The following is a 20960-nucleotide window of genomic DNA, read 5'->3' on the forward strand; positions in this document are numbered from 1 at the left end:
GTCTTAAATCAAATCGTAAATCAAGTATTTGAAGACAGTACAGTAGACGAGTTACAGCTGAGATTTAGGGAAGATGTTGAAGTTAGTCCAGAAGAATTTAAACAGTTAATCGGTCAAGGTACCTTGGTAACTGGTACAGAAGATTACGGTGTAATAACTGACATTTACGAATATTGGGAAGAAGGAAAAAGGTACGTTAAAATGTTATTGGTCTACTATAAGAAAGATGAGAAATATTACGTAATGGAGTTACAAATGTGGAGAGAGATTAAGCTATAATTTTCTTTTTTTATTTCATTAATTTTTTTCTTATTTTTATTTTTTAATTTTTTCTTTATTATCTAAGACTATGGACTATTTTTTTCATTTTTCAGATACTAATTCAGGAGGTTGAAAAATCAAGACGGTGAAAAGATAAAGAGATAGAAAGATAAAAGAATAGAGAAAGATTTAAATAGTAGAAGATACATATGAAAGAATGAGGGGAAAAAGGTGAATGGTCAAGAATTAAGTCAAAAGATAATTTCAGTAGTTAGAGATTTTTTAAATGATCAATTCGTACAGAGGAAAGTGTTAAAAACGAAAAAAGAACTGACATTTAGCGAAAAACAGCTTAAAGAAATTGTTGAAAAAATTATGGAATATTACGGGATAAATTCAAATAATATCAATATCTTTAATGATAAGATTGAATTCAGATTTGATTATGATTTTGGCACTGTATTTGGTATATATCACGAAACTAGATACATAAGATTATTTTTTGAAAAAAGAAACAATATGTTAAAATTGACTAAAATTGAACTTGAAAAGTAAGTCTTTCTTTTTTTCTTTTTCTTCTTTTTAATTCTTAGTTTGTTTTTTTCTTTTCTAAATATTAGCTAAAGCTATGCCGAATTTTTTTCATTTTCCAGATACTAATTCTGCAGATAGAAAAATTTAAGATGTAAAAATATAAAATTGTCATATTTTTATGGAAATATTGGGGAAAGAAAAATAAGTTTTAAAGAAGTTAAAAAAATTATAGATTTGTTTTTTGAAGATTCTAATATACAAGAATTAAGTTTAAAATTTAAGATTTCTTTTGAAATTAATGAAGAAGATTATCGGCAATTAATTGAATTAGCATTTAGTCAATTTATTTATCCTTTAAACGATAATATTGAGATAAGAATTAATACTATGGAGTTAACAGATAATGAAAAAGATTTATTATATGAAATTCAAATAGTGCGTACTAAAAAATTGTGAATCTTTTCTAATTTCATTATCTATCTTTCTGAAAAATTCTTTATTTTTTTAAATTTACAGAAAACTATATTATTTAGTTCTTGATAATATTATTTGACCAAAAATGGCGATAACATTATTAGAAGGAGCACTATATGGATTTTTTGCAGTAACAGGAGTGTTAATTGGTAGTTTCGTAATTGGAGAAATAGTACACTTATATAATGAAAAGCAGTCAAATGAGAATTTTGCTAAAGCTGTTGATCAAATGTCAAAAAGTACAGTTATTGCTATTGAATCAATTAAGGACACGACAGTAACTGGAATAAATGCATTATTGAATATGGATACTTTAAGAGATGTAAATTCATTAGCTAGAGAAAAAGCAAAAGATCAAAATCCAAATACGCAAGCTAAATAATTTTAATTTTTAAGGTATTATTTTTTTAGTCTTTTTTATATTTTATTTTTGCATATTTTTCAAGTTTTGAAGATGAAAAATAGAGATGTAAAAGATTAGAGAAAACTTTATATACTAGTTTTTACATATATAGTATTGGTGAAAAGGATGGAAAAAGCACAAGTCGAAAAAAAAGTTAAAGCATATTATTTTTTCAGTAATGACGATAGTCTTGATAGTAGTAGACTATCATTGCTTGTGATAAAGACACATTTCGGCGTATACCAATATATCATCAAGAAAGCAATCAATAAGGATGTGTTTTATGTTCCGTTATCAAAAAAAGTAATACTAAAGTTATGGAGCGATAAAAAGGGGAATTTACTATTTTCCTTCATTCCTATAAGTCCACCAATATTTCTAAGTGATTATGAAGTTGTCAATTTCGATTTACTGAATGTAGCAGATGATATCAGCGGAAATTTATTAGTCGATACAAGCAAAAGCCAAATAGATATAAAAGGATTATCTTCATTACTAAATGCGATAAAAGATATCACAGGCGTTAATGTTCCTACTGATGTTCTTGTCTTATTAGCATATTTGTTATCAAGTTAATTTTTTTTATCAATAATTTTTTTCAAGTTCTTAATATTATTTCTAGTATTTCTAATTTCTTATTTTCTTATAATTATTTATTTTTATCGATAATTTTTCTCATTTTTTAGATATTTTTACTAATTCCGCAGAAATTGTAAGCATAAAAAAGTAGAAAGCTATAAACGTAAAAATTGAGAGAAAGCTTTATATATGAGTTTTTACATAATGTATATTGGTGAAAGAAAAATGACTGAACAAATAAAGTTAAGTCTAAGGTCAAAACAAAAAGAGTTATTACAAAAGTTTTTTTCAATTGCACAAAAGGATGAGGTTGGAGATCTATGTATTTCCATGTACAATTCTAATGGTAAACTAACTTTATTTGAACAAGATGCACAAAAATATCAACCATATGCTTATTTCAGGATAATGAGATTAGTAGAGAAAGGCATATTTTTCATAAAAGTTAAAAAAGTAAAAAGAAACAAAAAGTTTTTGTGTATGCATTCTAGCATAGCAGAAAAATTAAAAAGTCAATTTGAAAGTTAATCTTTTTTTAAATTTTTTCTTTTCTCCTAATTACCTAATTCTATCGATAATTTTTCTCAAATTCCAAATATTAATCCTACTTATTCCAAAAAATAAAGATTTAAAAATGTCATAATTCTTTTAGATTTTTGAAGGTGGTGAATAGGTAAATGAAATTTAAAGAATTAAAAGAACTTGTTAATATATTTTCAAAAAATGCTGAAATAAAGGAAATCATAATTAAAACTAATGATTCAATTGAATTATCAGGTGATGAATTTTATGAGTTGACAAAAGATAAAAAATTCGTAAATACATCTGTAAAAAATGCAATTTTTACAGTTGAATTTGAACAAAATGAGTTCACGAAATTCTTATTTAAATATGAAGAGATTGATGATATAGCTTATGTAAAAGAAATTAAGATGTGGCGTGAAGTTTAATTTTTTTCAGTCTAGGAATAGAAGTAGGTGAAATGAGATATGAATTTAAAGAAAGTTAAACGAATTATAGACATGTTCTTCAAAGAAAAAAATCTTGATGAGTTAACTTTAGCGTTTAAGAGATCTTTAACTTTACGGGGGTTAAGGGGGCGAAAGTCCCCTTCCGTGAGGGAGGGGATGAATAGCCCCCTTATAGAAACCTTTTTATAGTTATTAAAAAATACATATAACTATGCGGTACAGATTGGACAGAGGATCCCATTCGGTTTACGCTCTTTATTACCACTATGTCCAGGTGGTGAAGTACCGCAGAAAGGTGTTCGATAATGAAGAGATTATAAACTTCCTAAAGGAACAAATTCAGGAAATAAGCAAAACATTCGAAGTTGAAGTCATAGACATAGGAGTAGATAAGGATCACTTCCACATGTTATTCAAGGCAAAACCAACCCTAAATATACCCAGGTACGTGAACGCAATCAAGACCATCACGTCTAGAGAAATACAGAGAAGGTTCCCACAAGTAAAGGAAAAACTGTGGAAAGGACACTTCTGGTCACCTTCCTACTTCCTAGCAACGAGCGGACAAGTAACACTGGAGGTACTGAAAAAATATGTGGAGAGCCAAGGAGAAGAATGACAAGACCCAACTCTCATTCAAGTACAAGATTTACCCAACGAGAGAAGTAGAGGAGAAACTAATCAAAGTGATGCAAATTGAGGCTAAAGTATACAATGCCTTGCTAGACGTGATAAACAACGCGAGGAAAGAAGGGAAAAAGATAACACCTAAAGACACTCAAAACATGCTGAAAGAGTTGAAAATAGAAGGGAAGGAACTAGTTTACTCTAAAGCCCTTCAAATGGTTAACAACCAATTATGGAGCAACATCAATGCTCTTCATGAACTGAAGAAGAAAGGGAAGAAAGTGGGGAAACTGAGGTACAAGAAGATCTTGAAGATCATCAATTATAATCAATCTGGTTTCAAGGTTGAGGGAGACAAGCTGATCCTCTCAAAGATAGGAGAGATAAAAGTACTCTTTCACAGACCGTTGGAAGGCGAGATAAAAGGAGTTATAATAAAGAAGAGTTCAACTGGTTGGTATGCTATCTTTCAAGTCGAGGTGGAAAAGAAGCCTCTTGAAAAGGCTGGGAAAGTGGTTGGAATAGACCTAGGAGTGGATAAACTAGTAACTACTTCTGATGGTGTAGTAATAGAGAACCCCAAGGTTTTTGATAAGGTCGAGAGGAGGATAAAGATCTTACAAAAATCATTATCTAGAAAGAAGAAGGGATCTAGAAACTACGAGAAGGTTAGGAAAAAACTAGCTAAGCTTCACGAGCATGTGAAGAACTTGATGAGTGATTATATTCACAAGGTGACTTCGTGGTTAGTAGAAGAGTATGATGAGATATACGTGGAAGATCTTGATGTAAAGGATATAGTTGAGGATAGTGAAAGTAAAGTTTTGAGAAAGCATATTCTTCATTCTGACTTTTCTAAGTTTGTGAGCTATCTCTCCTACAAGGCTGAAAGAGCTGGTAGGAGGGTAGTGAAAGTAGATCCGAGGAATACTTCTAAGACGTGTGCTAGGTGCGGTTACGTTAAGAAGGACTTGGCTTTGGCTGACCGTGTGTTTGTATGCCCTGAGTGCGGTTGGACTGTAGATCGTGACTATAATGCTTCTCTAAATATTCTTCGTGCGGGGTCGGGACTGCCCTTAGAGCCTGTGGACAGGGGACCTCTGCTATACATTCCCTTCTCTGAGGGTGTGTATAGTAAGTTTCTTGGAAGAAGCAGGAAATCTCCATCGTGAGGTGGAGATGCCACGTCCGTAAGGGCGGGGTTGTTCACTACTTACAGAAAATGAATATAACGAATTAGTAAGGAGACCAAATCTATCTTTTATAGATAAGGATCCCTGGATAACTTCAGATGAATTTGTATATTATGAATTATCAAACAAAGTAGTTAAGCTTATTATTCATTATTTTAAAGAAGATGGTTTTATAAATATCTTAGAAATTGATCTATTTCGTGAAAAAAGATAAAAGGTGATAAAAATGGAATTTGAAGAATTAAAATCGATTATTGATAAATTTTTCCAAGATTCGACAATAATAAGAATAAATTTAAGATTTAATAAAGAAGTAATAGCTTCATATGACCAATTTGAAGAGATTGTTAAAGATGCCGATTTATTGCATAGATATGATGATAGAAATATAAGAACTGATATTTGTGAATATAGAAAAAATATTAATTCAATAATTAATTATTATGTGAAAGACAGTAAAGTTTATATTGTTGAAATTGATTTTTGGAGATCTAGTTAATTAGTTAGCATATTTTTCTATAACATTTAATAGCTGTTTTTTAACTGCATTATAACTAAAGTTTTCTATCCAGAAATTGTAATTTTCTTCAACTTTAGCCTTATATTCTTCATAATTATTTAGAACATCTAGAATTTTATCTATTGCTTTTTCTATACACATTTGAACTCCATTTCCAATATGTATCGGATTATCTGGGAAAATTTGTGGATTTTTACAACTATCAATTAATAGATCTTTCAAGTTAAGAGGATAATAGTCTTCCCAAGCTCCACCTTTTGTCGCTATAGCTGGAATTTTATTTATAAAAGCTTCTAAACCATTTAATTCGAAACTTCCGCCTCTACTAGTTAGCAAATATAAATCTGAAATTCTGTACATTTTAACGATATTGTCAAAAGAAGTATTTCCATAGATATTGAACATTTTTAAATCTTGAAAATCTGTTCTTGGGAGACCGCTTTTTATCAAGAAATATATATCATTTCTTTCTTTTTGTAGTTCCTTAGCTATCACATGAAAAATATCAGCTCCTTTTCTATAATCACTATGCCATAATGAAATAAATATTAGTTTGAAATTCTTCTCTTTCTTTAATTTTTCAATATATAGAACTTGATCATCTAATTGTAGTTCTTCATCTTTCGCCAAAAGTCTATCTTTAAAATTATGGAAAACTTTATAAACAGGAACTTTTAATCCAGAATTTTTAAATGCATTAATTGACCAAGTAGAATTTAAAATCATTCCATCCGTATAATTATTTGCATAATCTATATATTGTTTTGCAATTTTATCAGTATCTGCTACTTCAACTCCTAGAAGTGCGGAAACTCTAGTTCTATATTGTTCAAAAAATGAAAATTCGACTTTTGACCATCTCCACATAGAGTAAAATAAGGGATGAATTATTGAAATTGGATATCTAAAAGGTGTAAATTGGTAAAATGATAATGTTGGAATTTCATAAACTATATATTTCTCTCTTAGCATTTTCACATGTTCTTGAGCTACAAATTTGAATGAAACGTCGTGGTGTTGAGGATAAACATAGAAAATAGTTGTTTGCATTTCCAGATCAACCTATCAAAAGTACAAATTCAGGAATATGTTTGAAAATTTGTGGAATATCTTCATATCTAAATTCCATTTTTATTTCTCTATCTGGAGTTTTTACATAATGAATAGTTCCTAATTTTAATATGTTCATATGCGGAACAAAATTATGAATAAATATGTCAACTGGTATTTCTTTATAATATTCATTTTCTATATATGTATTTATTGTATATTCCAAATATGGTAATAATGATTTTCTGAAAATATAATTTGTACCACTGCAAAATGGTCTAATTTCATTTGCCCAGGAATAATAAAGCCAATAGCAAGGAATAAAAATTCTTTCATTTGGAATAATTTGTCTCAAATTTGGTATAATTAAATCACTATCAATAATTGCAATTATATCATCTTCTATATTTTTTGCAAAATTTACAATTGTTAATAATTGTTTTGCAATTCTTAACCATCTAATATCCGTATTCGTTTCGTTCCAAATTATTTTTTCTTGATATTTCTTAATTTGTTCTTCAGTTATATCATTAAAAGTTTTATCGACTACTACGTAATCAAAATCTAGTTCATCTAAATGTTTTGTAAATCCAACAAAAGTGAAAATTTTCATAATAATTTCTAAACAATATGACATATTTTAATTTTAAATGATCTAAATGAGAACAAACTATATACATTATATTTATTATATGAATTATAAGATGTGACACTTTATTTTAGTCAATTACTTATTAAAATTGTATGAGTGTAACTTATACTTCAATTTCTTCACTTTTAGCTAGTCCATTCCAAAGACTAACTTCTAGCATGTGGAACACTGCTACATTACTTCTATATCAACTCTATGAAACCGGTGGAAATTCATTAACTTCAATTCTACAAAATGGAAATTTATATATCCCGAATAGCGTAAATGCATTAGCTGGATTTTTCAAAAATGAAGTCTATGTTTCTGGTCAACCAGTTCTTACAGAACAAGATCCAATTTATATAGCTGGATTTATCTCAACTGCAAATCAACAAATAAATCAAATTCTATATTCAAATCAACAACTTTATTATTCTATTTCTAAATTACCAAAACAAATTTCATATGATTTATATACAAATTTATATAGAACTATTTCAGATTTAATTTATAAATCTGTTTCTGATTTATTTTATTCTTTAGTTTCACAAGTTAAACAATTACAAAAATCTACAACAATTACACTTTATCAAATTGCAGATTTTGTAGCTTATACATTTACATATTTCTATTTAGCTACTGTCGGATTAGCTAATACTTTAAATAAATTAACATTATATTTATCTCCTCCAACTATAGAAGGTTTACAAATTAATTTATCGACAGTTCCTTCTCCACTTTATAGCGGTTCAACATTAGAAACTGTTAGGATAATTCTCCAGAATTTGAGTAATTATGTAGTTTATATTGGTAATCAATTGTACAACAGTTTTCCAATCTTGCCCGGTGATAGTTTAGAATTTCATGTTAGAAATCCAGCTAATGTTTACGCTTGGGCAACTGGAAAATGTAAAGTTTATGCTCTATTTGAGGTAGTTCAAACATGAATTTTGATGATTATTTTTGTAAATTACAGTGTTGTTATTGGAGAGAATTCGAATATGCTTATTCAAAATTAGATGTTAAAGATAAAACAATTACAATAATTGGTAATGACTGTGGTAGTTCTGCTTTATATTTTCTTTTAAAAGGTGCTAAAAAGATAATTGGATTTGAAAAAGAAGAGAAACTAAATCAAATTTTTAAAGAAAAAATTTGTAAAGAATTCAAGATTTGTGATAAAGTTGAAATTCATGAGGAATGGAAAAGTAACGAATATCCTGACAGTGATATTTTCATTATGGATTGTGAAGGTTGCGAAAAAAATCTAGATTTTTCTAAATTACAAAAGTACAAACAATATTGTATAGCAATTCATGATTGGACAGAGAATAGATTTGATTTGTTGAGAAAATTATATGGAACAATTCTAACTTTTATAACTGATGATAATAGAGAATTTGTATTTTGTAAATTATGATTAGAACGGCGGATAAACTAAAATTTTAGAACCTGCATTTAGTCCATTTGTAAACTGTACTATATATCCATTCATATCTATAAATCCAGTTCCTGTAAAACTTTTTGATGTTATTAAATTTCCATTTAAATCAAATTTATATACAGTAAATGAATTCGTTTGTTGTACGGATACATATACGTATCCGTTAGCGATAGTAAAAGTTGAACTATTATTTGATAATTGAATTAATTGTTTAATAGATATGACAGTATTCGTGAATGTGTCAAATATTACTAATTTTACATATCCATTAGTTGAATAATATACAAAATAAATATTTGTACCGTCTGTATATATAGATAATATTCCTTCATAGTTAAAATCATTTGTAATAGTTGTTATATAATTTGGAGTTATAGTTTCACTGTTACATAATACATTAGCATAACTATGCCCGTTGGTATATAGAAGTTGTAATGGAACATATTCTATTGCAATAGTATTAGAATTATTAATTCCAGCTATTAAATAAAGATTGTTTCCAACAGTTATTTTGGGCATTCTATATAAATATAACGAATTACCAGCTGAATCTGTAAGTGCAAATGTTCCATATAAATATGGTGATAATGATGAGTTAAAAATTACATATCCAGTTCCACCAGTTAAAGATCCTGGGTTAGCGCCACCTATTGCTATTATATCATTACTATTACCTTTAACAATTGATGAAGTATTCATATTATCACAACTTCCACCAGGAATTTTGAAAATTGACAATTGTTGAGTTGAAGTATTGTAAAATGCGACATATGGTGAACATGGTTCCGCACATGGAGACCAAGGATTATAAGCTTCTTCTCCGCCTCCAAATGCAATAAGACCAGGTACCGTAGAATAACCGGTTATATTACTGTAATCTGTATTGGAATTTATCGTAGTATTATCAGGTAATACAGAAACAGAACCATCTGGATTTATTAATACTGCGTAATCACCTGTGCTTCCTGGAGTTAATTGAAATACTATTTTATTCGGAGGTAAGAAGTATCTAGCATTTAAGGAAATGGAATCTGGAAGTGTTTGTTGAAGTGTAGTTGAAAATAATGCTGTAAAACATTTATTATTTATTATAATTGCATTTCCATTTATCAATATTTCTCCATAATTTTGTCTACATATTAAATTTTCTATAATTGCGTTATCATTTAAAACAATAGTTCCATTATTTGTTCCAATTAGAAAATCATTAATAATTGAATAACCATTAAGATATATAGTATTATCTAATTGATATATAATCAAATTTTTGATATATGTATTATTAGCATTAATAGGATATTGAAGATTATAAATTAATACATTTAAAAATGCCGATTTTGAATTTACTAAATTACTGAATATTGAACCATAACAATCTAATAGAAAATAAGTATTAAAATCAAAAGTTAGGAATTGTTTAACTGTGTATATGATATCGTTAAATTTTCTAGATTTAACAATTTCATTAGGCTGAACAAAGTTTAAAGATTTTGCTAATGCTATATTATTTTCATTTGCTAATTTTATAATTGCTTTTATTAAATTATTCATATATTCTATAGTTAAAGGCAGTCCAGGTCTAGCTTGAATTAATGGAATAAATGGATATGGCTTTAAATTTGAAATATAAAAATACATATCTTTAAATAAATCATAAAGAGTATATATATTTCCATATGAAAATTGATATTGTAATAGATATTGAAATGAAGTATTTATATATTTGTAAACTGAGTATGCAGTATAAAGATCTTGAACTATTTCATTCCAAAGTTGTGAAGAAATTAAAGATTGTTTCGCTATTTTATTCAGTAATTTACTAAATGAAGTAATTGGATAACAAGTTGATATTGGATATGAATATTGATTTGATGATTGAGTTAATGATTGAGTTGATGAACTAGTAGTAACTAGATTAGAAGACATTCTAGATCACTAACTATAAATTGCAGTTAATTGAGGATTTGTGTTAGACGGCATTACGCCGTTAGGCGGATAAGTCCTCATTCTCATGAAATTCCAAGCTGTTTGCCACCAAAAGCCTGAGCTAACAGAACCAATAGCACTTAAATATAATTGTGTAGAACTAGAAAGTGGGTTATTATTAACTGTTCCACAATATCCGCCGGCAGAACTATAGAATTGTGGAGCTATACATCCATACCATGAACTAGCTGAAGATCCGTAATAATAAACCCATGCATAAACCCACTGTGAAACTGCACTACCTTGTTGATTTAAATCATTAGTTTCACTGCCATTTATATAATATGATTGAGAAAAATATGAGTTACTATATCCCATAGTTACTCCAATTGCATTTATAGAAGATGTATTTGTATTATCTGCAATTCCCGCCATACCGTTATTAGCTCCTAATCCTCCAGCTTGATTTCCTAGGTCTATTGTTGAAGATTCTGCAATTACTGGTTGATTTGGTACACTTTTTCCAATATAAACAAATCCAACATTATTTGAATATCCAGATAAATATATTGCATTTATTTGATTTCCTAATGGCCCAGTTGTAGAAATTTGTTGAATTGTATTTCCAAAAGTATCAAAATTTGATAATGGTTCATTTCCGTTAAAATAAATTAAGAATACATTTTTTCCATTATCATATTGTGCATAAGTCTGAGATAAATCCGATCTCAGTCCAGTATAAGGATATTGAATTGAATTTCTTACAAACATATAAATTGTAATTGAAGAATTTGCGGGAATTGAAATTGGTAAATTAATCCAGATATAAACGTTTGATAAATTGGAATTATAACTTTCAATCCAAGCATATAATGGCGTTTGACACTGAGAATCTAAGCAAAATTGTAAATTAAGTAATTGTGAAGGACTAGAAATTATGTTTGATAAATTCAAAATTAGCAATTGTTGAAATGGACTTGAAGTTGGATCAGGTTGAGAATTTGTAATTGTAATTGTATAAGCAGTAATTAGTATTGCACCAAATTCAATTAATTCACTTACCAAAGTAGGATTTTGTGCTGAAATTTGTACTTCTTGCGGATTTGAAACTGTAATTTTCAAACATTGTTTAGGCATTAAATAAATCGAATTATTTATTTGAATTGAATTATTTCCTAAATTTTGTAATGTTATACTTCTCCAAGTTTGAAGATATCCAGATTGTAAATATTGAGATGTTAGTTGTGCTAAATTCGAATTTCCAGAAAATATAAATTGTGTGCCGGCTATGACGTTAGGAATTACAATTTTAGAAATTAAATTAGGAATTAATACTTCTATTTGCTTTTTTATAGTTGGTAATTTATAATTTATATTATAGCTAAGTGAAGGAGGCGGAACAATAACTTCAGATAATTCGACGGTAGGTCTATTTGCGAGTTCTTGAAAAACATTTCCAAAAGTATACGCTAGTGGTTTTGCCAAATTATATAATACATTATATCCATTAACTTTCAATTGTGCTACATATAAATATTTTGCAAATACATCTTTTAGATTTTGAAAATTACCATTTTGATAATATTGTAATAATTTAGCTGTACCGTATTGATTTATAAATATTAAATTCTGAACAAAGTTGTTCCAGTCTTGTAATGATAGATATTCTAACGGTAATTTGTAACTCATCTTGTATGGCAAAGGCATGATATAATATATCAAAAATGCGGTAAATAAAAAATCAAATCTAATACATTATATAATGTATATGAGTTGTTTTGCATGTGATAACGTAACCCATACACTATATAAAATATATAATGTATATGATGTTTAGAAATTGTTAGTAAGCACTTCTTAATTGCCAATTGAGTGTTATCAATTGAATTTCTTCATCAGTTAATCCATATTTCTTCAATTGTTGAAGATAAGATTGTGCAGTATTAAGATCTATTTTATGTTTCTCAAATAGTAAGCTAATTGTAGTAATTATTTCATTAACATATCTGCTAACTCTTCTATTTCTTGCATATTCAAAATATGTATTTTGTAACTCTTGCGGAATCTGGAATTCTGTAAATACTTTCTGTAGTAATTGTTGTGGATTTGATACATATTCGCTAATTGAAAGTGCTTTTGTCGGCGTTAGATATAGTTCTTGTAAGCCTGTCACAATTTTTCTTACTTGTGCAAATAATTTTATTACATTTAATAATGCTTCATTAATTCCATATTGTTTTAACAAACTTTCAAATTGTAAATTCTGATAATTATAAATTAATGCAGTTATGTATTCAGATTTGAAAGATTGTACTTCTTGTGCTACTAGTAAATGTTGATAATAGTTTACATACAAATTCAATAATTCAGATGGGATAAAGCTATATTCTATTAATTTTTGATCTAGATAATTGTACTTTATTGCATTTTCAATTATGGAAATTGAAGGCAAATGTCTTCTCCAAATTTCAAGACCAAAAGTACTAGCATATTGTTCTAGAAGAATCTTTATTTGATTATCAGGAATTCCTAGTTTTCTTAGTTCACTTTCTGCATTTCCTAGATTTATTGGAACTTTCCCGACTTTATATAATTGACCTTCTATAACATTTTGAATTATTGTATGTACGTTATAAAATGTCGGAATATAAGTATTTACAATTAATTGAGCTATATCTTTCTGCATTCCTAATTTCTCTAGTTCATTTATTGCGTTATCTGGCTTAATTTCCAAATCTTTTAATGATTCTTTTATATACTCAATTTCTAGCGTAGTTTGATAAGTCAATAATGCAGGCTTAATTTCATATTCTATAACTTCTTTTGGTAATTTTGAAATATCTGAAAGAATTCCATGTCTAGCCAATTGGAGATGATAATTAATAATTTTTGGATATATGTATTCGTAATAAAACTTTTGATTATATAAATCAAGAGCTGTTTTATCTTTTACTATTTTTCCTAATTCTCCAGATAATTGTTGTTGATCATAGTATAAAGTTTTCGCAATTGTTTCAATTACGCTTAATTGTAGTTTTGCGATATTTATGTTATATTCTTCTTGAATTATCTGATTTAGCAGATATTCATTAATATTCAATTTCTTCAATTCTACTTCTGCAATTTTTGAATCTATTTGGAATTGTCTTAATTGACTCTTTAAAATTGTCAAAAATGCAGATATTTGTAATTCTTGATTTATAAAGTTTATAAATGCATCTTCATATTCTTTTATTATTCCAATTGCTTTAAATTGCTTTTTGATTTCATCTAAAGATAAATAGCCTTTTTTCGCTAAACTTTCTAGATTTGATAATTGAAACTTTATAAGTTGTTCTGTTTGATTTTCGTAAATCAAAGCTGAAATAATTGCAGAATCAAATCCAATATGTTTTAGATCTTTTTCTAAATCTCTTGGAGAAATTAGAAAACTTTTAAGTTTGAATTGATATTCTTTTAGTATATTTTGCAATTGTGCAAATTGTAATTCACTTTCTAAAATTTGTAATGCTATTTGTTCATTAAATTTATTAGCTTTCAATTCTTCTTTAATCTTTTTCTGATCAAAAATTCCTAACCTAACGATTTGTTGTAATTGTCTTAATAGAAGTTGATTAGTATAAATTAACTGAGATTGTGTGATCATAGTATCGAAAACTGTTCTTACTTCTTCTGGATATCCTAGATCTTTAAATAATTTAGCAATTGTATCATCTAAATATTTAAAATCAAGGTACGGTCTTCCAAAATTTGATAAAGCTCTAGATAATAATGATCTTAAAAATTGTCTAACAATTCTCTGAACTGCATATTCATATTCTAATGTGAAAGTTTTTAGAAATAATTCTTTACCAGTTAAATTAACATTTTGAATTATTTCTTCATAAGCTTTTTGAGGAGTAATAATAAATTGTCGAATCCCTTGCTCTACAGTTCTTTGTAAAAGTCTAGCAGTTTGGTTTTGATACATTAATTTTGCAGTTTTTGGAGTTAATAAATTGTTATATGCATATTTTTCAAGATCTGAAATGTTTAAAATTCCATATTGTGTCCCTAAGATTAGATCGCGAATTCCTACAGGTCTAAATAATGGATTTTTAGGAGCGAAATCATTAACTGGAGGTTCTAGATAAGCATTAGTAAACCAAGCTGGATAACCAGTTAGCAATATTGTTTCTTTTAAGTGATCTTTAATTTCTTCAAAAGACCTTACAGCTACCCATCTTCCAATTTGTACAAATGGCGGATCTGCAAATGGCAAATCGCCCAAACCAATTTCATTAAATATTTCTCTCGCTGTAATTTTAAAATCTGAAATAAATGGTTCTTTTATAAATTCTTTTAAAGTTATAGCAAGTTCAGTTCTTATTTCATTTAAAAAATCTACTGAAGTTTCTGCAAAAGCTTTTATAATTTCTCCAAATTTAATTGGAATTTTTCCGCCTAATCCAACTGGAGCTAAATCTATTTCTATTTCTGGTAAAATTTCAGCTAATTTATCTACAATAACTGGTAAGAATTTTCCAATTGTAATTGGAGCAATAAATGGTGATAAAAATTGAGTAAGTTGAGAAATTGCATTAGAAATATGTTTCATATTAGCTCCGAAAAAGTTCAGAAAATCGGAAATTACTCCTGATATAATTTGTGCAAATGCGTTAGCTACATTTTGGAAAAATGAATATGCTGAATTTATGAAATCAGACGCAATTGAGGATAGAAATTCAAAAGCTCCTACAACTTGTTGTTCAAACCATGAAACAAATCCTTGAATTGTAGAAATTGCAGTTTGTACAAAATTCTGTAAAATTGTTAAGAAATTAGTTGCAATATTTGTCATAAAAGTAGGAATATCGGAAATTGCTTGTCCTAGGAAACTTGTAATATTTTTGATATCATTAACTATTGCATTAATAAAATTTATAAAATCACTAGATATCCAGTTTGTGAAATTTTCCAAATTTTCAATTTCATCTGCAAAGAATGTTCCTAACTCACCTAAATTCAATAGAAAACTCATATTGATTAAATTGTTTCTTTTCAAAATTATAAACATTACTAAAAAAATACAAAACTAAAAGTTCTTTCAATTTTTCGTTTGTTACTTTTTTGCATTCATCTGCTGAAAAATTGTAATGACAAGTATATAAATGAGAGTCGATAATTTACAAGAAATCTTTTTAAACTTTTAACTCACACAAATTTTTACTTTTCTAACGATAATTTACGCAAAATAACGGCGTAAAAACATTTATATATTAAAAAATTTTAGCATAAAAGAGTTAACCCAAATGCGTAATTCCAAAAAGATGAAAAAAATTTTATTTGACTTATTAGTCTACAATTATCTCGAAAAATTGAACTTTTCCAGTTTCGTACAATTTCAATATTTCTTCTAGCGTTAATATTTTTCCTTCTTCTAATCTTTGTGAAATTTGCACAATATATAGTTTGTCTCTTTTGTCTAATTTAATTTCTATCCTATTTTTCTCAAATTTTGTATCACATAATGAATTTATTAGTTGAACTGTTGAATCATGTCCAATTGCATTTATTATTTCTTCATTATCAATATTTGTACAAAATTCTAATCTGTCAATTTTATCAATTGTAACTTTTATTGGAAATTTAGATAACATATTTATTGAGAATGCATTTGCTAAATAATTTTTATTCATTTTTCTTCACCTTCAACAGGTTTAACTTGTAATCTTCTCATTTCTTTTACAACTTTTACAACTTCTAAAGCTTTTTGAAATACTTCAGATTTTCTAACTTCTTCTTTATCTTCTGTTGCTAAAGCCATAGTTAGATCATCTAGAGCTAAATACAATTTAGCTGTTAATTCCGTATTTAAATTTGATTTTTTCCTTGTTTCTGACATCTTGAGACAAAGTATAAACTATGACAGTTTTATATTTTTTGTAATGAATAGCTACTAATGGTTGACAATTACAGAAATCGAAAATTTCACAAAATTTGAAAAGTTTTTCAATTTGAAATTTCTTAATAGTTATTAAATCTTTTGAAGTTGACTTTACTTCAATTGGATAAATTGTATTGTCTTTTGTCGCTATAAGATCTGGAATTGCTTGTTTTCCAGTTCCAGAAGTTGGAATTCTTAACGCTTTAAATCCATTTTGTTCAAGAATTTCTAAAGTTTTATATTCATAATACTTACCAGATTGCCTAATGTTCATTTTCTATCACTTATTTAGATATTTTACATAAACTTCATGTTTTGTCCTACTAGTTTGTCCTACTAATTTAAATCCAGCTTTCTTGTATAAAGCGTTACTATGATCTGGTAGTCCTAAAGTCCATAGAACTTCAAAACCGTCATTCTTCAATTTCTCAGATAAATCATTTAGAAAATTCACTAAATGATCTCCTGGAGCAGTTTTTGTAACTCTTCTAATAAAATAAGATCTGTCGTTTGGAATATTATATTGTTGTGCAATAAAACGGAATGGTGTATTATCGTGTAACCAAGCTACTGCTACAATATATTTCTTGTCTTCTTCTTTTTGAAGATATATAAAATATCTACTATTTCTTCCAGCTCCACCGCCTTTTACCATTCCCTGAATATGATAATAGTCAATTAACATTCTTACTAATTTTATTAATTCTTTATTTTTTACTTCTTCAACTTCATATTTTGGATTCATTTATTAACTCAATAATGTATGACATTTATATACATTATGCAATTTGTAAGTTTATTTTTCTAGTTGAGGTATATAAATTGATAGTTATGGGAAAAAGGAAAGGTCAAAGAAATATTTCAGCTATGAAATATCACTTGTATAATAAAATATTGAATAGAAAATCTTTTCCCGCATTTTCTGTAATGTTTGACGCTGGAGTTTCTTCAGTTTTGCCGACTCCATTAGAGAATATTCAAATTCCTCCAGGAATAAATACAAATTATGGAATTGCATATGCTTCAATTGTTTCTTCTTTACTTTCTGCATTAAATAATCTAGCAAGTTCAACTTTTAATCCTAATTTTAATTCTCAAACATTTCTTAATTTAGGTCAATCTGCAAATTTTGGTACTTCAAATGGAATAAGTTTATTAAATAATTATACTAGTTTATATGATAATTATGTACAATTATGTTCAGTTTTGTATCAACCGGCAGTTTTTGATGAAACTTATTTTGATTTATCTGTATATCAGCCGGCATTAGCTACAGAATATCAAAATCAATCTTGTCAGAAAATTGAACAATCTTTTTCTAGTTTAACTACTGCAAATGTCAGTGTTGATGTTACAACTTTAGGAATTGGTAGTACAAATATTCCAAATGTAGATAACTATATATATAATAATATTGCAGATACTGGTATTTCAGATTTGTTAAATGCTTTAAATATCAATTTTAATCAACTTCCAGATTTTGCCAAATTCATAATTGCATTTATTCCAGACTTAAATAGTATAATTAATAGTGGTTTTGCTTTAGATGTCGGTTGGTTAGATAGATGTGTTTTAGCTCCAGAAACTCAAGATGGAATTCAATTACAAAATGGTATGATTTTACAATATTTTGCAGATGTTTTTGGAATGATTTTAGATTATACTCCTCTTGATTTTGCCGTATTAATGCCTGATTTTAATCCAGAAAATGTAACTCAAGATGACCTAATAGCAATTCTATCCGCAGATAAAACTGTAATTTCGATATTTGGAAATCTATTCAAAATGCATTTATATGATCCTTCTCCAGGCGGTACAAATATAGCTTATAGTTCAGAAATTGAAAACTATGCAGTTACATATGAGCAATTTTTACAAGTTCAAAAAATTGTCAATAAGAAATATGCAAATATTTGGTACGCGAAAATGGTAGCAAGTGCTACTATAGAAATTGCAAGATATCCTTACCAACAAAATTACAGTTATACATCTGGAAAAAGAACATTATCATATCAAGAATTTTTGAATTATTGGAAAACTAAGTGGAAATTTTATGGCATTTCAGATCAAGATTTGCAATTTGCACAACAATTAGGAGAACAATTACAAGGACAGGCAAAAATTGAGAATCAGATAAAATTAGCTCAAAAATCTGCAAAAACGAAACAATATAAGCCAATTTTCCATTATAAAAACTTTCAAAATATTGCAGTCAGATAACACAAAATCTAAACACTATATACATTATATAATATATATGTATTATGCTACTTGTATATTTTTTAACGGCTTGAGATAAAAGATATCATATGAAAATTGAAGATCCTTTTCAAAATATTTTTGGAGTTGTTAGAATTGCGATAGATAAAATTCGTGAACTTGAACAGAGAGGTCAAATTTATGGTTTATCGCGTTTTTTACCAAATTCAATAATTGTAATGAAAACTATTGATTATCCGCTTATTGTAGATTTATATATTCCTGGATTTACTTTTTATTTTCAATTTTCTATAATTCAAGATCAACAAACTAAGCAAATTTTTATAGATGATTTTCGCGTGGTTTATCCTCAACCTTACGCGAAACAAATTAATAGTACTGCAAATTTTGAATTATCTGAGGAGGAAAGTGAAGATGAGTGATCTTACTCTAACATTTGCATTATTTTCTACAACTGTAACTACATTATTTGCAATTGTTCAACTATATTTAAAAATTAAACAAGCATTAAAAGATGCAGTAAAAGAGATAGTAAATTCAGAATTATCAAATCTAAAGACAGAAATTGAAGAATTAAAAATAAAACAAGATGAATTATCAAGACAAGTTGAAGAAATAAAAAGAAAGTTAGATGAAAAATAAAATTTTTTTTACCAAGTGCCCCATTCATTACTATCTATAATTTTTATTTTTCCATTTTCTATCATATTTGCATAATCTCTTAGAATTTTTGGCAATACTTTTCTTAATTGTTCTTCTGTTGGTTTATTTGGAACTTGTTCTATAAGCAGATAAATCTTAACATGTAATGTTTTATCTTTTTCATCATATTGATAAAATATCATTTTTATCACTTCTTATTATATTCAAATTCAATTTTATAATTTAAATTATAATCATTACACATTTTTATTATTCTATCTATTAATTCTTGATCTTCAGAATTTACATGAAATGTCGTTAGTTTTTCGCATATTATTTTTAGCTTCACGTCCTATCACTATTATATATTATGTATTATGACAAATTTATACTATTCTAAGAATCTAGTATATAAATTTCTAATATCATATCTTTTTGCTAATTCTTTTAATTTAACACTTCTTTCTTCTCTATCTTGTAATTCTGTAGCTAATATAATTGCATTTGTCATATCTTCAATTTCAAATTTATGAATTTTCCATTTTTGTCCATGTTCCTTATCATAATATTCCTCAACTCTAGAAGATTTAATTAGTAAATTCCATTGCCAACTTGTAAATTCATCAAAAGGAGGCATTAATTGATGGATAACTGGAGTTCCCATACTCATACTTTCTAGAACTGGCATTCCAAATCCTTCAGTCCCACTAGGAACAATAACATAATCCATAGCTCCATAGAATGCAAATATATATTCCCTGGAATTATATCCAAATTCCGCAACAAAATGAACATTTTGTGGAACTTCATATTGAGTAAACTGTTTATGAGAAATTACGAAAAAGTGGATTTTCTTAGCTATATCTGGATATTTAGTATTTAGTTCATTAAAAACTTGTAACATTAAATCCATATTTTTCCTTTTTGTCAATCCACTAACAATTCCAAATTTTATACTATTTGGAAAATCTTTATCTAATTTTTGTCTCATTTGTGAAACTAATTTTTCGGCATTTTCTACAATTTTAAAATTAATTCCATGAAAAACTGGCAAATCGACCTGTAATCCTACTTCCTGAAGATTTATGGCGGAAAATTTTGAATTTGGTATAAATTTAACATCTTGTAATAAATACTTGTTAACAATTTCAATATTTGGAATTCCATCACAAGTTGTATAAAATAATTTCTTTCCTTGAAATTGATAAAAAGCATAAAGATATGGATTTAGAGATGGCGGATGGAATGGTATAAAAATGATCAATTTTTCAGCTTTTGGAATATAATATGGATTTTTTGTTATTGTCGCAATTTCTCCATTTTCTCTTAATACTTCAGCTATATCTTCTGAAACATTTGATATAGAAGAATAATTCATAGTTAAAATTGCAGTTTTCATAATTGAAATCTAAAAATTATGACAAAAATAAAGCTGACTGATAACTTAACCTATAATTCATATAATAAATATAATGTATATGGTTGATTGGATTTAATAGCATTTAAAAATGTCAAATCCAAATTTATCGCTATGGCACTTTTAGGATATGAATGCCCAA

27 protein-coding genes and 1 pseudogene are annotated in these 20960 nt (G+C 27.4%); 17 read left to right on the forward strand and 11 right to left on the reverse strand.

Going from position 1 to position 20960, the window contains the following annotated elements:
* From ABD823_RS30040 to ABD823_RS30085, 12 genes and pseudogenes are all read left to right on the forward strand, one after another.
* A partial coding sequence (locus ABD823_RS30040) for an AcrID1 family anti-CRISPR protein (RefSeq protein ID WP_344865514.1) occupies positions 1 to 279 on the forward strand: 279 nt, incomplete at its 5' end.
* 213 nt (positions 280 to 492) lie between these two features.
* Positions 493 to 816: a hypothetical protein gene (locus ABD823_RS30045; protein ID WP_198968552.1), complete on the forward strand. Its 324-nt coding sequence runs from the start codon at positions 493 to 495 to the stop codon at positions 814 to 816.
* Positions 817 to 960: 144 nt separating this feature from the next.
* Positions 961 to 1251, forward strand: a complete 291-nt coding sequence (locus ABD823_RS30050; RefSeq protein WP_198968551.1) for an AcrID1 family anti-CRISPR protein — start codon at positions 961 to 963, stop codon at positions 1249 to 1251.
* A gap of 103 nt (positions 1252 to 1354) precedes the next feature.
* Entirely contained in the window at positions 1355 to 1651 is a 297-nt protein-coding gene (locus tag ABD823_RS30055; RefSeq protein WP_198968550.1) for a hypothetical protein, read from the forward strand.
* A gap of 147 nt (positions 1652 to 1798) precedes the next feature.
* Positions 1799 to 2248: a hypothetical protein gene (locus ABD823_RS30060; RefSeq protein ID WP_344332954.1), complete on the forward strand. Its 450-nt coding sequence runs from the start codon at positions 1799 to 1801 to the stop codon at positions 2246 to 2248.
* Between the two features lie 192 nt (positions 2249 to 2440).
* Entirely contained in the window at positions 2441 to 2779 is a 339-nt protein-coding gene (locus ABD823_RS30065; RefSeq protein ID WP_343914944.1) for a hypothetical protein, read from the forward strand.
* Between the two features lie 149 nt (positions 2780 to 2928).
* Positions 2929 to 3201, forward strand: a complete 273-nt coding sequence (locus ABD823_RS30070) for an AcrID1 family anti-CRISPR protein (protein WP_198968547.1) — start codon at positions 2929 to 2931, stop codon at positions 3199 to 3201.
* A gap of 39 nt (positions 3202 to 3240) precedes the next feature.
* The gene (locus tag ABD823_RS34715; RefSeq protein WP_390321837.1) at positions 3241 to 3411 is read left to right on the forward strand and encodes a DUF1374 domain-containing protein; all 171 of its coding nucleotides are present in this window, start codon (positions 3241 to 3243) and stop codon (positions 3409 to 3411) included.
* A gap of 85 nt (positions 3412 to 3496) precedes the next feature.
* Positions 3497 to 3841 (forward strand): IS200/IS605 family transposase, encoded by a 345-nt coding sequence (gene tnpA / locus ABD823_RS30075; protein WP_344865518.1) that lies wholly within the window; start codon positions 3497 to 3499, stop codon positions 3839 to 3841.
* Complete coding sequence (locus ABD823_RS30080; protein ID WP_014513672.1) at positions 3816 to 5021, forward strand: RNA-guided endonuclease InsQ/TnpB family protein; 1206 nt, start codon at positions 3816 to 3818, stop codon at positions 5019 to 5021. The genes tnpA and ABD823_RS30080 overlap by 26 nt, the downstream gene beginning before the upstream one ends.
* Before the next feature lie 52 nt (positions 5022 to 5073).
* Positions 5074 to 5256 (forward strand): annotated as a pseudogene (locus tag ABD823_RS34720) (AcrID1 family anti-CRISPR protein); the annotation flags it as partial.
* 12 nt (positions 5257 to 5268) lie between these two features.
* Positions 5269 to 5541 (forward strand): AcrID1 family anti-CRISPR protein, encoded by a 273-nt coding sequence (locus tag ABD823_RS30085; RefSeq protein WP_198968545.1) that lies wholly within the window; start codon positions 5269 to 5271, stop codon positions 5539 to 5541.
* On the opposite strand, the gene ABD823_RS30090 is transcribed toward ABD823_RS30085, so the two are convergent.
* Both ABD823_RS30090 and ABD823_RS30095 read right to left on the reverse strand, forming a co-directional pair.
* Complete coding sequence (locus ABD823_RS30090) at positions 5542 to 6612, reverse strand: glycosyltransferase family protein (protein WP_198968544.1); 1071 nt, start codon at positions 6610 to 6612, stop codon at positions 5542 to 5544.
* A 7-nt stretch (positions 6613 to 6619) separates the two neighbouring features.
* The gene (locus tag ABD823_RS30095) at positions 6620 to 7225 is read right to left on the reverse strand and encodes a hypothetical protein (protein WP_198968543.1); all 606 of its coding nucleotides are present in this window, start codon (positions 7223 to 7225) and stop codon (positions 6620 to 6622) included.
* Between the two features lie 131 nt (positions 7226 to 7356).
* On the opposite strand from ABD823_RS30095, the gene ABD823_RS30100 reads away from it, so the two are divergent.
* Together ABD823_RS30100 and ABD823_RS30105 are read left to right on the forward strand one after the other, a co-directional pair.
* Positions 7357 to 8190, forward strand: a complete 834-nt coding sequence (locus ABD823_RS30100) for a hypothetical protein (protein ID WP_344332972.1) — start codon at positions 7357 to 7359, stop codon at positions 8188 to 8190.
* Positions 8187 to 8663 (forward strand): class I SAM-dependent methyltransferase, encoded by a 477-nt coding sequence (locus ABD823_RS30105; protein WP_198968541.1) that lies wholly within the window; start codon positions 8187 to 8189, stop codon positions 8661 to 8663. The genes ABD823_RS30100 and ABD823_RS30105 overlap by 4 nt, the downstream gene beginning before the upstream one ends.
* On the opposite strand, the gene ABD823_RS30110 is transcribed toward ABD823_RS30105, so the two are convergent.
* The 7 genes from ABD823_RS30110 to ABD823_RS30140 form a co-directional block, all read right to left on the reverse strand.
* Entirely contained in the window at positions 8664 to 10613 is a 1950-nt protein-coding gene (locus ABD823_RS30110; RefSeq protein ID WP_344332979.1) for a hypothetical protein, read from the reverse strand.
* Positions 10614 to 10622: 9 nt separating this feature from the next.
* Positions 10623 to 12320: a DUF2341 domain-containing protein gene (locus ABD823_RS30115; RefSeq protein WP_198968539.1), complete on the reverse strand. Its 1698-nt coding sequence runs from the start codon at positions 12318 to 12320 to the stop codon at positions 10623 to 10625.
* Between the two features lie 136 nt (positions 12321 to 12456).
* Positions 12457 to 15633 carry a hypothetical protein gene (locus tag ABD823_RS30120; protein WP_198968538.1) on the reverse strand — a complete coding sequence of 1059 codons (3177 nt, stop codon included), beginning with the start codon at positions 15631 to 15633 and terminating at the stop codon, positions 12457 to 12459.
* A 313-nt stretch (positions 15634 to 15946) separates the two neighbouring features.
* Entirely contained in the window at positions 15947 to 16291 is a 345-nt protein-coding gene (locus ABD823_RS30125; RefSeq protein ID WP_198968537.1) for a DUF1874 domain-containing protein, read from the reverse strand.
* Positions 16288 to 16419: a hypothetical protein gene (locus ABD823_RS30130; RefSeq protein WP_275944883.1), complete on the reverse strand. Its 132-nt coding sequence runs from the start codon at positions 16417 to 16419 to the stop codon at positions 16288 to 16290. Before ABD823_RS30130 ends, ABD823_RS30125 begins: the two co-directional genes overlap by 4 nt.
* A 28-nt stretch (positions 16420 to 16447) precedes the next feature.
* Positions 16448 to 16813: a PDDEXK family nuclease gene (locus tag ABD823_RS30135; protein ID WP_198968536.1), complete on the reverse strand. Its 366-nt coding sequence runs from the start codon at positions 16811 to 16813 to the stop codon at positions 16448 to 16450.
* A 6-nt stretch (positions 16814 to 16819) separates the two neighbouring features.
* Positions 16820 to 17284: a hypothetical protein gene (locus ABD823_RS30140; protein WP_198968535.1), complete on the reverse strand. Its 465-nt coding sequence runs from the start codon at positions 17282 to 17284 to the stop codon at positions 16820 to 16822.
* Positions 17285 to 17370: 86 nt separating this feature from the next.
* Here ABD823_RS30140 and ABD823_RS30145 point away from each other — a divergent pair, with 86 nt between their 5' ends.
* The 3 genes from ABD823_RS30145 to ABD823_RS30155 all read left to right on the forward strand — a co-directional run bounded on the left by ABD823_RS30145 (position 17371) and on the right by ABD823_RS30155 (position 19401).
* Complete coding sequence (locus ABD823_RS30145; protein WP_344332992.1) at positions 17371 to 18759, forward strand: hypothetical protein; 1389 nt, start codon at positions 17371 to 17373, stop codon at positions 18757 to 18759.
* A gap of 89 nt (positions 18760 to 18848) precedes the next feature.
* Complete coding sequence (locus ABD823_RS30150) at positions 18849 to 19181, forward strand: hypothetical protein (protein WP_015968130.1); 333 nt, start codon at positions 18849 to 18851, stop codon at positions 19179 to 19181.
* The gene (locus tag ABD823_RS30155) at positions 19174 to 19401 is read left to right on the forward strand and encodes a hypothetical protein (protein WP_198968533.1); all 228 of its coding nucleotides are present in this window, start codon (positions 19174 to 19176) and stop codon (positions 19399 to 19401) included. The genes ABD823_RS30150 and ABD823_RS30155 overlap by 8 nt, the downstream gene beginning before the upstream one ends.
* 8 nt (positions 19402 to 19409) lie before the next feature.
* Here the strand turns inward: ABD823_RS30155 and ABD823_RS30160 are convergent, their stop codons facing one another.
* A complete protein-coding gene (locus tag ABD823_RS30160) occupies positions 19410 to 19604 on the reverse strand; it encodes a hypothetical protein (RefSeq protein ID WP_198968532.1) in 195 nt (64 codons plus the stop codon).
* A 188-nt stretch (positions 19605 to 19792) separates the two neighbouring features.
* A complete protein-coding gene (locus tag ABD823_RS30165) occupies positions 19793 to 20800 on the reverse strand; it encodes a glycosyltransferase (RefSeq protein WP_198968531.1) in 1008 nt (335 codons plus the stop codon).
* Positions 20801 to 20960 lie beyond the last annotated feature (160 nt).

It is taken from the genome of Planomonospora alba (assembly GCF_039534085.1).
Taxonomy (GTDB): Bacteria; Actinomycetota; Actinomycetes; order Streptosporangiales; family Streptosporangiaceae; genus Planomonospora_B; species Planomonospora_B alba.

Excerpts from the sequence above, each read along its gene's own strand:
- ABD823_RS30055 (WP_198968550.1), top strand. The coding sequence starts at position 1,355 with ATGGCGATAACATTATTAGAAGGAGCACTATATGGATTTTTTGCAGTA.
- ABD823_RS30095 (WP_198968543.1), bottom strand. The coding sequence starts at position 7,225 with ATGAAAATTTTCACTTTTGTTGGATTTACAAAACATTTAGATGAACTA.
- ABD823_RS30125 (WP_198968537.1), bottom strand. The coding sequence starts at position 16,291 with ATGAATAAAAATTATTTAGCAAATGCATTCTCAATAAATATGTTATCT.
- ABD823_RS30085 (WP_198968545.1), top strand. The coding sequence starts at position 5,269 with ATGGAATTTGAAGAATTAAAATCGATTATTGATAAATTTTTCCAAGAT.
- ABD823_RS30110 (WP_344332979.1), bottom strand. The coding sequence starts at position 10,613 with ATGTCTTCTAATCTAGTTACTACTAGTTCATCAACTCAATCATTAACT.
- ABD823_RS30090 (WP_198968544.1), bottom strand. The coding sequence starts at position 6,612 with ATGCAAACAACTATTTTCTATGTTTATCCTCAACACCACGACGTTTCA.
- ABD823_RS30065 (WP_343914944.1), top strand. The coding sequence starts at position 2,441 with ATGAGTTTTTACATAATGTATATTGGTGAAAGAAAAATGACTGAACAA.
- ABD823_RS30155 (WP_198968533.1), top strand. The coding sequence starts at position 19,174 with ATGAGTGATCTTACTCTAACATTTGCATTATTTTCTACAACTGTAACT.
- ABD823_RS30130 (WP_275944883.1), bottom strand. The coding sequence starts at position 16,419 with ATGGCTTTAGCAACAGAAGATAAAGAAGAAGTTAGAAAATCTGAAGTA.
- ABD823_RS30070 (WP_198968547.1), top strand. The coding sequence starts at position 2,929 with ATGAAATTTAAAGAATTAAAAGAACTTGTTAATATATTTTCAAAAAAT.
- ABD823_RS30140 (WP_198968535.1), bottom strand. The coding sequence starts at position 17,284 with ATGAATCCAAAATATGAAGTTGAAGAAGTAAAAAATAAAGAATTAATA.
- ABD823_RS34715 (WP_390321837.1), top strand. The coding sequence starts at position 3,241 with ATGAATTTAAAGAAAGTTAAACGAATTATAGACATGTTCTTCAAAGAA.
- ABD823_RS30060 (WP_344332954.1), top strand. The coding sequence starts at position 1,799 with ATGGAAAAAGCACAAGTCGAAAAAAAAGTTAAAGCATATTATTTTTTC.
- ABD823_RS30105 (WP_198968541.1), top strand. The coding sequence starts at position 8,187 with ATGAATTTTGATGATTATTTTTGTAAATTACAGTGTTGTTATTGGAGA.
- ABD823_RS30145 (WP_344332992.1), top strand. The coding sequence starts at position 17,371 with ATGGGAAAAAGGAAAGGTCAAAGAAATATTTCAGCTATGAAATATCAC.
- ABD823_RS30115 (WP_198968539.1), bottom strand. The coding sequence starts at position 12,320 with ATGCCTTTGCCATACAAGATGAGTTACAAATTACCGTTAGAATATCTA.
- ABD823_RS30150 (WP_015968130.1), top strand. The coding sequence starts at position 18,849 with ATGAAAATTGAAGATCCTTTTCAAAATATTTTTGGAGTTGTTAGAATT.
- ABD823_RS30100 (WP_344332972.1), top strand. The coding sequence starts at position 7,357 with ATGAGTGTAACTTATACTTCAATTTCTTCACTTTTAGCTAGTCCATTC.
- ABD823_RS30135 (WP_198968536.1), bottom strand. The coding sequence starts at position 16,813 with ATGAACATTAGGCAATCTGGTAAGTATTATGAATATAAAACTTTAGAA.
- ABD823_RS30120 (WP_198968538.1), bottom strand. The coding sequence starts at position 15,633 with ATGAGTTTTCTATTGAATTTAGGTGAGTTAGGAACATTCTTTGCAGAT.
- ABD823_RS30165 (WP_198968531.1), bottom strand. The coding sequence starts at position 20,800 with ATGAAAACTGCAATTTTAACTATGAATTATTCTTCTATATCAAATGTT.
- ABD823_RS30080 (WP_014513672.1), top strand. The coding sequence starts at position 3,816 with ATGTGGAGAGCCAAGGAGAAGAATGACAAGACCCAACTCTCATTCAAG.
- ABD823_RS30160 (WP_198968532.1), bottom strand. The coding sequence starts at position 19,604 with ATGATATTTTATCAATATGATGAAAAAGATAAAACATTACATGTTAAG.